At 68.8% G+C, this 9499-nt stretch carries 10 protein-coding genes and 1 pseudogene; 1 reads left to right on the top strand and 10 read right to left on the bottom strand.

The window, feature by feature from the left end; all coding sequences use genetic code 11:
• The 10 genes and pseudogenes from FM111_RS16300 to FM111_RS00260 form a co-directional block, all read right to left on the bottom strand.
• Positions 1-265: pseudogene (locus FM111_RS16300) on the bottom strand (lytic transglycosylase domain-containing protein); the annotation flags it as partial.
• Positions 259-762, bottom strand: a complete 504-nt coding sequence (locus FM111_RS00300) for a S26 family signal peptidase (RefSeq protein WP_087138752.1) — start codon at positions 760-762, stop codon at positions 259-261. The pseudogene FM111_RS16300 and the gene FM111_RS00300, both read right to left, overlap by 7 nt.
• Positions 759-1928, bottom strand: a complete 1170-nt coding sequence (locus FM111_RS00295) for a TrbI/VirB10 family protein (RefSeq protein WP_087138751.1) — start codon at positions 1926-1928, stop codon at positions 759-761. The genes FM111_RS00300 and FM111_RS00295 overlap by 4 nt, the downstream gene beginning before the upstream one ends.
• Positions 1925-2923: a P-type conjugative transfer protein TrbG gene (trbG, locus tag FM111_RS00290; RefSeq protein ID WP_087138750.1), complete on the bottom strand. Its 999-nt coding sequence runs from the start codon at positions 2921-2923 to the stop codon at positions 1925-1927. Before trbG ends, FM111_RS00295 begins: the two co-directional genes overlap by 4 nt.
• Positions 2902-3585, bottom strand: coding sequence for a conjugal transfer protein TrbF (trbF, locus tag FM111_RS00285; RefSeq protein ID WP_087138749.1), 684 nt, complete (start codon positions 3583-3585; stop codon positions 2902-2904). Before trbF ends, trbG begins: the two co-directional genes overlap by 22 nt.
• Positions 3586-3588: 3 nt before the next feature.
• Complete coding sequence (gene trbL, locus FM111_RS00280) at positions 3589-5061, bottom strand: P-type conjugative transfer protein TrbL (protein WP_087138748.1); 1473 nt, start codon at positions 5059-5061, stop codon at positions 3589-3591.
• 11 nt (positions 5062-5072) lie between these two features.
• A complete protein-coding gene (locus FM111_RS00275) occupies positions 5073-5810 on the bottom strand; it encodes a conjugal transfer protein TrbJ (RefSeq protein ID WP_087138747.1) in 738 nt (245 codons plus the stop codon).
• Entirely contained in the window at positions 5761-8184 is a 2424-nt protein-coding gene (trbE, locus tag FM111_RS00270) for a conjugal transfer protein TrbE (protein ID WP_087138746.1), read from the bottom strand. The genes FM111_RS00275 and trbE overlap by 50 nt, the downstream gene beginning before the upstream one ends.
• A gap of 7 nt (positions 8185-8191) precedes the next feature.
• Positions 8192-8470 (bottom strand): VirB3 family type IV secretion system protein, encoded by a 279-nt coding sequence (locus tag FM111_RS00265; RefSeq protein ID WP_087138745.1) that lies wholly within the window; start codon positions 8468-8470, stop codon positions 8192-8194.
• Entirely contained in the window at positions 8470-8790 is a 321-nt protein-coding gene (locus FM111_RS00260; protein ID WP_087138744.1) for a TrbC/VirB2 family protein, read from the bottom strand. Before FM111_RS00260 ends, FM111_RS00265 begins: the two co-directional genes overlap by 1 nt.
• 417 nt (positions 8791-9207) lie before the next feature.
• Here FM111_RS00260 and FM111_RS00255 point away from each other — a divergent pair, with 417 nt between their 5' ends.
• A complete protein-coding gene (locus FM111_RS00255) occupies positions 9208-9429 on the top strand; it encodes a hypothetical protein (RefSeq protein WP_087138743.1) in 222 nt (73 codons plus the stop codon).
• Positions 9430-9499: the final 70 nt, after the last annotated feature.

Here is a 9499-nt window from a genome sequence, read left to right as displayed (position 1 = left end):
GTCTATAGGCGCTCTCCGTCATGACCAGGGCGTGGAGCAGCTTTGGATCCAAGCCGTGGCGCTCGGCCGCCTCCGCCACGGCCTCGCCGAAAGGCTGGCTCAAGGGAACCAGACGCGGATCATCGCCGGTCTCCAGCGACGCTTCACCGACCTCGTATGACCGGCCAAACATATCTCCGCCGGCGCGTTCCCAGTTGATCCCCTGGGCCGAAACCTCCGCCGGCGCGCCCAACAGGACCGCCGCCGCCAACAAACCCCTCACCATGTCAGAACCTCCCGATAGACCCCCTCGGCCTCCCCCCTTTGGACCGGACCGAAATAGCGGCTGTCGAAGCTTTCCGGCGTGTCGCCGAGCAAGAAGAGTTCGTCGGACGCCATGACGCGACACTCTCGCCAAGCCGGCAGGGCCGCGCCCTGGCGATCGCGATCAAACGCCCAAACCTGTCGCCCCGGCGTTCGGACCGTTCCCAACCCGGCGCAGACCGGATCTCCCCCGACAGCGGCCACGCGCTTGAGCAAAAGGAGGTCGCTCGGCATGCCAAGGCGCGTCAGATAGAGGCGAGCCTCCGCCGGTTGGGCGATCGCCACGACCGCTCCCCGCTCGACCGTCGCCCCGCTGCGCAGATAGAGGCCGCGCGGCAGGCTCGGGCTTTCATTGAGCAGAACGGGCGCCGGCCCGTCGAACCCGATCACCACGACCGCCGCCAAGGCGACGCCCGCCACGGAGATCGTCCAGAGACGACTGATATGAAGCGGCGTCATGGCGTGTAAGGCTCCAGGACCAGGTCGCGCGTGATCATGACGTGGACCGGCGCTCCGGCCCGAAGCCGGATCGACGGGCGGACCTCCAGTTCCCGGTCCACCAGACGGCCGCCGACCTGAGCTCCCTCGATCGCGGCCGCATCCCCGGCGTCCCCGAGCCAGCCGCCCCCATTCCGACCGCTGTCATCCCGGGCCATCTGGCCCAGGGTGGTGAGGGCGCCCGCGAAGAGGGTTCCGACCAGGAGCGGAAACAGGCGCCGATCGACCAGCCCTCTCACCCCGATCGTCCCTTGCGCGTCCACGCCGGGCTCGCTGTCCAGGATCAGGCTCTTGCCGTTGGGCAGGATCAGACGGTCCCACACCAGGAAGGCCCGGCGGTCGCCATAGGCGCTTTCGCCCTCATGGCGACCGATCAGCCGCGTGCCTTGGGGGATCAGCAGATGCCGTCCGCTCACCGTGTCGAAGACATTCTGGGTCACCATGGCGACGACGGGACCGGGGCGCGCCGTGTCGACGCCGGTCAAAAGCGCCGCCGGGACGACGGCTCCAGCCTTGAGTTCGAAAGGCGACAGAGGCGCGACCAGCCCATTCTCGTTGTAGGCGCCGCTCCGCCCTCCGTTAGCCCCCGCGCCATCGCTTCCGTCGGACGCGGTTGGACCGGTCGGTCCAGCGGGCGACCGCCCGCTGCTCGCCACGTCGAAGAAAAGGGCCGAGCGCGCCGCCTGATCCGAGGCGCTCGCCCCCGCGGATCTCGGAACGGGCGACGATCGATAGGCCTGAGACGGGTAGGACGAAGCCGAAGCCGGCCCTGTTGCATGAGACGGAACCGTCGCTTCCAGCCTCTCCACGCCCCGAGGCTCAGGCAGCCGGTCGTAGCTGGAGGGCTGACGGGTGACGATCTCGGTCGGTCGCACCAGCCCTCGGCCCTGCTCCGGCTTTTTCTCAGCCGCACGCGCCTGGGCCCCGGCGCGAAGCTCGGGCTGAACCACGAAGGCCCAGGCCAGAGACCCCGAGACCAGGATGGCGCCGCCCAAGACCACGACCTGGACGACCGACCTGCGCAACCGGACGACCGGCGGACGGGGCGCGCGCAGAGAGAGATCCGGCGCCGGCGCCTTCGGCCCAGGCGCATCCGCGGCGGAACCGGGCTTCCCGAAGTCGGTCATCGGCCCACTCCCGCAAGGCGATGGATGCGCACCACCTGGGGCCGGCGATCACCCAGGCGTAGCTCGGCACGATCGAACAGGCGGTCGACGACGAACAGACCGCCCTGCTGCCGGTAGTTGACCAACTGGGCTTCGCCGTCCGGAGCCAGGACGAACAGGACCGGCGCCTCATCGACCTGCAGATCGGCGCTGAAGGCGATGAAGGTGCGCAGGCCGTCGTTGAAGACCGATGACGGCGTCCAGCGCGCCCGACGTCCCAGCGGCTCGATACGGTAGCGCGCGTCGAGCGGCCCTTCCGGCCTCACGAGCGGGTCCGATCCCTTCAGCTCTTGAACATCCGCCCCAGCCGCGGACGCCTCCGGTTCATCCCAGGCGATCGCCGTATTGAAGGCGTCCGCCGCTCCGCTCTTCAGGTCCAGCAGATAGACCCGCCGATTGGTGGTCAGGACCAGATTGGTCTCCAGCCCGCGCTCCAGAGGCTTCAACAGGACATGGATCCGCCGCGCCGAACCTGATCCCGACACCGCCTCGCCGATCTGCCAGCGGATCGTGTCGCCGGCCGCCTTGGAGACCAGGGTCTCGCCCTCCGCGAGCGTCAGGGTGGTGACGCGAAGGGGCGCCGTCCACACCTCGAACACACGCCCCGGCGACCAGGCGAAGACCTGGACCCCTCCGACGAAACCGTCCGCCCGTGAAGGCGCGCGCGCCGCCTGGTTGGCCGCGGCGATCGCCGCCCGCCCGCTTGGACCGCTCCGCGTCTCCGCCCCGCGAAATGACGGCTCTTTCGTCGCCGCCAGATAGGGAACCTCCGTAGGCGAGATGACCGGCTCGGCCGGAACCTCAGGCCCTTCCTCGAAGGTCGTCAGAACGAGGTCTGCAGTCAGGAGGGGTTCGGGTGAGACCGCCTCCCCATCCCCAAGGGTGGTGCAGCCCGCCAGCAAGGTTCCAGCTGCGGTCAGGGCGAGCGTCGATGTCAGGAGGCGTCGGGGGTCCATGATACGTCCTCGATCTTCAGTCCCAGGGGGTTCTTCATCAACTCGGCCTCTGTGCGAGGCGGCTGCAGGCCGGTGGTGATCAGGGCTCGCCAGCGTTCGCTCCCGGCCTGCTGGCCGTTAACGAAGCGGGTCTCGCGCCACTGCAGGTCGTAGGTCCGCTCTGAGCGACGCACGACATTGAGCACCTCGACGTTGACCGCTTCCCGACCGGCGTCGGCGAAGGGGTCGTGGGTCTGGGCCCAGGTGTTGAGGAAGGCGGCGGCCTTCGGCGTCATCAGGTCGTAGGCCCGCAGCCAGTTCTGACGAATGACGATGGGATCGATGCTCTTGGAGCGGACGTCGCGGATCCAGCCGCCAAGCGCATGGCCGACCTGGGCTTCGCTCGGCTCATAGCGGCCGCCGATGGCGGTGATCCTCTGGGTCTCGCCCCAGTCGGACACCTCCACCACAAAGGGTTTGACCACGGCCCGGTCGGCCTGGACCCACCAACCGGCGCCGAGAAAGGCCGCCAGCAAGAGGTTGGCCAGGGCCATGCGTCGCCAGTTGCGGGCATGGGCCAGGGACAGGCCCATGCGGTCGTCCCAGACCTGGCCGGCGCGCTGATAGGGGGTTGAGGTCGGGGCGGCGCTCAGCGCCCGCCGGGGCCTGAAGAAGGGATGCATGGCTCAGGGCTCCTCGGTCTTGAGGGAGGGAGACAGGACGCCGCTGGTCTCGCCCGACGGCATCAGGCCGCGTCCGGCGTTGGCGACGAAAAAGGCCTGCAGGGCGCCGGATCGGCCCTGGGGCCTGACCTTTGCCGGGGCGTCGCCGCCCGCCGCCGCCCGGTGGAAATCCCGACGCGCCGCTTCGGCTTCTCGGGCGATGGTTGCAGGCTTTCTAGCCGGGCCCGACCCGGCCGCCGCATCCGGAACGCCGCCGTCCTGATCCTTCCCGGGCGTCGATGTCGATTGCGACTTCGCAGCCGACGACGCCTCCTCCTGAGGGCCCGTTTCCGAAGACCATGCCCGCTGGGCTTCACCCATTCCGGACCCGCCTGGCGCGGATCCCGGTCCCGTCGGCGACGGAGGGTCATGGGAGACGCGCCCCGCCCCGCCAGGCCTGGACGAGGCCGGGGAAGACGAGGACGAGGACGGGGGCGATGAAGGCGAAGGCGGAGACGAAGGCGCGGCCGAACCGGATGGCGGCGTCGACCGCCCTGCCCCCGCGCTTGACGCCGCCCGCGCCGGGCCCGCCAGGCGCGCGGCGGCGCCGCCCGCTCCGACCAGACCCACGCCCGCCAGAAGCCCCGCGCCGCCGACCGCAAGCCCGCCGGTGACCAGAGCCCCGGCGCCCAGGGCCGGTCCGCCGGTGACGAGGGCCGAGGCCAGGTTGGGAATGAAGACGGCCAGCATGGCCAGGAGGATGGCCGCGACCAATATGGTCAGGGCTTCATAGATGTCGGGATTGGCCGAGGGCTGGAGTTGGTCGAAGACCGTGCGAGCGCCCGAGACGACAATGGCCAGGGCGAGAACCTTGAGCCCCGATGAGACGACATAGCCCAGCGGCCGCTCGGCCAAGAAGGCGGACTTGCTCCATATGCCGAAGGGCAGAAGGATGAAGCCGCCCAGGGTCACGATCTTGAACTCGACCAGGGAGACGATGATCTGCAGGGCCAGGATGGCGAAGGCCAGCATGATGCCGATCATGGCCAGCCCAAGGATCAGGGCGTCGGTCAGGTTACCGGCGATATCGAGCGGGTTCTCCACCGGCGCCGGCGTCTCCCCCAGGGCCTTCACGATCCGCCAGCCCTCCGCGAGGACGGCGCCGGGGTTGAGAAAGTCCGCGCGGCTGAGATCGCCGCCGCCCGCCGTCAGCCCCAGTTCCAGGAAACCAGCGTAGAGGGTCTCCGACAGGGCCTGCCAGTCGTTGATCAACCAGGCGAAGGCGCCGATCAACAGAACCTTGCCGAAGCCGGACGCCAGGACCTCCCGGTTCGACGACAGGGCCCACTGGATGCCGGTCAGGGCGACGACCAGGGCGATCATCAGGCCGAAGACGCTGTTGACCGGGCCCTGGAGGGCGCTGAAGCCCGCGGAGACGGTGTTGGAGAAGACCGCCATCAGCTCGTTGGGGGTCTCCACGCCGACAGATGCCGCCATCGCCCTGCCCCTCAGTTCCGCGCGTTCGAAAGCGGGTCGAAGGCGGGCGGGTTCGGGACCGCGACGGGCCGCGCCCAGGCCCGGCGGCGCGCCTCGACGCCCGCCGCGCGTTCCGCCGATCCCCGCGCGGCCCCTTCAGACATCAGCCGGGCCTGGGCCAGCATGATGACCCGAAGCGCCGCCAGGTCCTCGGCCAGGACGGCCAGCATCTGGTTCGACGACTGGACGGCGGCGGTCTGGCCCTGGGCGGCCTGGCTGGCTTCAAGGGCTCCGGACAAACGCCGGCCGCGCCCCTGCCCCAATCGCTCCAGTTCCGCTGCGGTCCGAGCCAGGTCTTCGGCCGTGCGCCGCGCATTGGCGCTCCGGTCCCGGCTCTGTTCGAGCAACCGCAAGGCGTCCGCCCCTGACAGGTCTTCGGGATAGAGGTCTGCGAATTGCTGTTCCAACCCCTCCACTGAAGCGGCCAGCCCCCGCGCGGTGCGCGCCAGTTCGGCCATGTCCTGCAAGGTCTGGCTGTTCCGGGCCAGATGACTGTAGGGCGACGCCGCCAAGCTTCTCGCCTCATTGGCCAGACTCTCGAGTTGGCGGGCGGCCTGGAGCGCATTCTCCATATGATTGCGCGGGTCGAACACGACCTGCTGGGCTCGCACGCCATCGGCGACCATCAGGGCCGCGACGGCGACGATGACCGCGGCCGGCCTATTCGGCCGCCAGCGGCGCGGCGAAGGCGTCGAAAACGGAATCCACATCTCGCACTCCCTTGGCTTTGAGGAATTCACGGGCGAAGCCGGCCTCGCCGGATCGCATCAGAACGGCGTCGATGAGGGCCTGGTCCTCGGGCGATCCAGCCCCGCACAGGGCCAGGGCCACGCCGGACAAACGCAGGTCGAACAGGCGTCTCCCCTGGGGCTGGCGCCAGTAATAGGCGCGCTTGGGGGCGGCGAAGGCGATCAGCTCCAACTGGCGCCGGTTGAGGCCGAAGCCCCGATAGAGGTCCGCCGACGACGGCTCCAAAGCACGAGGATTGGGCAGGAAGACCTGGGTCGGACAGGACTCGATCAGGGCGGCCGCGATCGACGAGGCCGCCACGTCATCCAGGCTCTGGGTGGCGAAGACCACGGCGACCCGCTTCTTGCGCAGGGTCTTCAGCCATTCGCGGATCTTGGCCGCAAAAGCCGTTTCGCCCAGGAAAAGCCAGGCCTCGTCCAGAACCAGCAAGGTCGGTCGGCCGTCAAAGCTCCGTTCGAGATGATGGAACAGGGCTGACAGCACCGGCGCCACCGCCGAGGGCGTCGCCATCAGGGTCTCCAGTTCGAAGGTGTCGAACCGGCTCGGCGCCTGGCTTCCGCCCGCCCCATCCAGAAGCGCCCCGTGCGGCCCTTTCAGGGTCAGGGCCTCCAGGCCCGCCGCCACGGCCTTGTCCTGGACCAGGGCGCAGAAGACGGTCAGCGTCCTTTGCTCTACGGGTGCCTCGCCGAGCGCCGCGAGCGCCGCCCAGATTTCCTCACGCACCGCCGGCGTCGGCTCAAGTCCCGCCTGGCGCACGGTCTCGGCGATCCATTCAGCGGCCCAAGCCCGCTCGTCTTCCTGATCGATCCCCGCCAGAGGCTGGAGAGAAAAAGCAGTCCCCGGCTCCAGAGCCCGCCAGCGACCTCCGGCAGCGAGCGTCGCCGCCCGTGCCGAACGCCCCTTGTCGAAAAAGACCACCCGCGCCTGAGGATAGCGAAACCACTGCAGGGCCATGAAGGACAGGAGCGCGCTCTTGCCCGACCCTGTCGGCCCCACCACCATGGCGTGGCCGACGTCGCCGACGTGGAGCACCAGGCGAAAGGGCGTGGATCCGGTGGTGCGGGCGACCGCCAAAGGCGGCCCGTCCAGGCAGGCGTCTCCTGGAGGACCGGCCCAGACCGCCGAGACCGGCAGGAGGTCGGCCAGGTTGAGGGTCGAAACCAGGGGTCGGCGCACATCGGCATAGGGCTCACCGGGAAGGGAGCCGAGCCAGGCCTCCACCGCATTGAGGTCCTCGATCCGCGCCGTCAGCCCCTGGGCGTTGAGCGCCGCCTCGACCGCCCTCGCCTTGGCCGCCGTCCCTTCCTCTGACGAATCCAGAACCGTAACGGTCAGGGTCAGGTAGCCGAAGGCGCAGGCCTCGGCCCCCAGCATCTCCAGGGCCCCGTCGCATTCCTCCGCCTTGGAGGCGGCGTCGGTGTCGATCAGCGGCTGCTCCTCGCGCGTGATCGCCTCCCTCAGCAGGACCCCTACGCCCTTGCGTTTGGAGAACCAGCGCTTGCGCAGCTTGACGATCTCCCGCTCGGCCTCGGCCTTGTCGAGCCCGATCCAGCGCGCCGTCCAACGATAGGAAAAAGGCAAGGCGCCGAGAGCGTCGAGCAGTCCAGGCCGGGTCGCCGACGGCAGGCCGCGCACCGACACCGTCCTGAGCCATTGATCGCCCAATCGAGGCGCCGTCCCGCCCGTCAGGCCCGCATCCGCGAGCCAGGCGTCCAGGAAGACCGGCGTCTCCGGCGGCCGAACCTCATGAGGCTTGGGAGAGACGCAGGCGTGCAGCCAGGTCAGGAGGGCCGCATCCTCGAGCGGCGCGATCTCCGGCAAGGCGTCGGCCAGCAGATCGAAGGTCGCATCGGCTTCACGGCGAAAGGTCGCCAGGGTCTGGCGCCAGTCCTGTCCGGCCCGCGCCAGGCCGTCGAACAACCAGCGTTCCAGCCGCCGGGTCTCATCGGCCGGCGGCAGCCAGGTCAGGGCCAGGCGATAATCTGTTTCAAACGCCGGTTCGGCGGCCTCAAACCGATCCCGCCGCTCGGCGTCGACCAGCCAGGCCGCTTCCGCCTCGAACGCGCTTTCCGGATAGGCCGCCGCCGGGCGCCGACAAGCCTCCACGTGGAGACACCAGCCCGTCCCGAGACGTTTCAGGGCGTTGTTCAGCCGCGCCCGGACCGCCATCAACTCCTCTTCCGTCGAGGATTCCAGATCCGGTCCCCGGAAGGAGAAGGCGGTCGTGAAGGATCCGTCCTTGTTCAGAACCACGCCCGGCGAGACCAGGGCGGCCCAGGGCAGATGATCCGCCAGGCTGGCGGGGCGGCGGCGATGTTCGTCAAGGAAGCGCATGGCGGCCTCACGCGTCCAGATGGCCAGGCAGGGCTAGGTGGCGCCGCAGGACATCGAAGAAGCGCCGGTCTGCCCGCGCCGCCCATAGGCCGACGGCGTGGGCGAGCGCCCACCACAGAAGCCCGAGCCACCAGATGCGCAAGGCCAGGCCCAGGACCATGGCGGTGGTGCCCATGAGGACGGCGTAGTCGCGCGGCATGCCCGCCATCAGCACGGGTTCGACCAGGGCCTGGGCGACCGGCAGGTCCCAGCCGTCAGGCGGCCGCTTGTCTGACGAGCGGGCCATCAACCGATCTCCGCCCCGCCGGCGAAGCCGAAGAAGTCCAGAAAGAAGGTCGAGGCCGCGAAGGCGATCGTCAGACCGAACAGGATCCCCAGCGCCCGGCGCATCGAGGATCCGCTCTCGCTCATGGCGACCCCTGCCCCGAACAACACCACGGCGATCACGGCGGCCGCCTGGACGACCGGCCCGGTGATCGACTGCACCACCTGCTGGATCGGCCCTTCCCAGGGCATGCCGGTTCCACCCGCGACAGCGCGACCCGCCGCCAGAAGTCCGCCCGCCAAGGCCGCGCCGAACAGGCGCCGTCCCAGGTTCCGTTTCATGATCCGCCTCCTCTGGTCCAGCGCGTTTCAGCACGCCGCGACTCATTGCAAGCAAAACAATCCACAGACTGTCAACAATATTTATTGATAAAAATCAGCAAGTTGAATGAGACTTTTCATCGAGTTTCTCACGAGTTTCAGAGGCGTCGGCACGACTTGTCCGCGCTAGAAACAAAGCCGACGACCTGCGACTTGGACCGACTTGTGAAAAACGCCCGCCTCTGCAGAGGTTCGACAGGAAGGCCTCATTCGCCGGCAGCCCATGAAGATCGACAGGGCCTCGCCGAGCGCTTCAAACCCCCGTTCAAACGCTGACCAGATCGAGCAGGTCTCCAACCTGGGAAGAACCCCGCGCGCCTGTTGAGAACCGGCTCCCACGCATCGACACCAGGAACGAACGGCTGTCTTACAGCCCCCATGAAACGACTGACGCCGATCGAGCACGCCAGGATCAAGGGCAGGATCATCACCATGAGCATGCCGGATCGCGGACCTGAAGCCCGCGCTCGAATTCTGGCTTGGCTGGATAAGCGGCCCGGCGACAGCTGGTACTACGCCAAGGGCGACAACTACGCGTTCGAGACCGCCGCTGACGCGGCGGCGTTCAAGCAGTGGCTGATGAACGCCCTCGTCGGTTGAAACCAGCAGGCGACCAGGCGGCGTCCTGGCGACCAAGGCTAAAGAGCGTGTCCCAGAAACAGCGAAAGCC

The organism is Brevundimonas diminuta 3F5N, from assembly GCF_900163625.1.
Classification (GTDB): Bacteria; Pseudomonadota; Alphaproteobacteria; order Caulobacterales; family Caulobacteraceae; genus Brevundimonas; species Brevundimonas diminuta_A.
The sequence above is the reverse complement of the archived record's forward strand: the minus strand, read 5'-3'. Positions and strand labels throughout refer to the sequence as shown.

Excerpts from the sequence above, each read along its gene's own strand:
- FM111_RS00260 (WP_087138744.1), bottom strand. The coding sequence starts at position 8,790 with ATGAAACGGAACCTGGGACGGCGCCTGTTCGGCGCGGCCTTGGCGGGC.
- FM111_RS00300 (WP_087138752.1), bottom strand. The coding sequence starts at position 762 with ATGACGCCGCTTCATATCAGTCGTCTCTGGACGATCTCCGTGGCGGGC.
- trbG (WP_087138750.1), bottom strand. The coding sequence starts at position 2,923 with ATGGACCCCCGACGCCTCCTGACATCGACGCTCGCCCTGACCGCAGCT.
- FM111_RS00265 (WP_087138745.1), bottom strand. The coding sequence starts at position 8,470 with ATGGCCCGCTCGTCAGACAAGCGGCCGCCTGACGGCTGGGACCTGCCG.
- trbL (WP_087138748.1), bottom strand. The coding sequence starts at position 5,061 with ATGGCGGCATCTGTCGGCGTGGAGACCCCCAACGAGCTGATGGCGGTC.
- trbF (WP_087138749.1), bottom strand. The coding sequence starts at position 3,585 with ATGCATCCCTTCTTCAGGCCCCGGCGGGCGCTGAGCGCCGCCCCGACC.
- FM111_RS00275 (WP_087138747.1), bottom strand. The coding sequence starts at position 5,810 with ATGTGGATTCCGTTTTCGACGCCTTCGCCGCGCCGCTGGCGGCCGAAT.
- trbE (WP_087138746.1), bottom strand. The coding sequence starts at position 8,184 with ATGCGCTTCCTTGACGAACATCGCCGCCGCCCCGCCAGCCTGGCGGAT.
- FM111_RS00295 (WP_087138751.1), bottom strand. The coding sequence starts at position 1,928 with ATGACCGACTTCGGGAAGCCCGGTTCCGCCGCGGATGCGCCTGGGCCG.
- FM111_RS00255 (WP_087138743.1), top strand. The coding sequence starts at position 9,208 with ATGAAACGACTGACGCCGATCGAGCACGCCAGGATCAAGGGCAGGATC.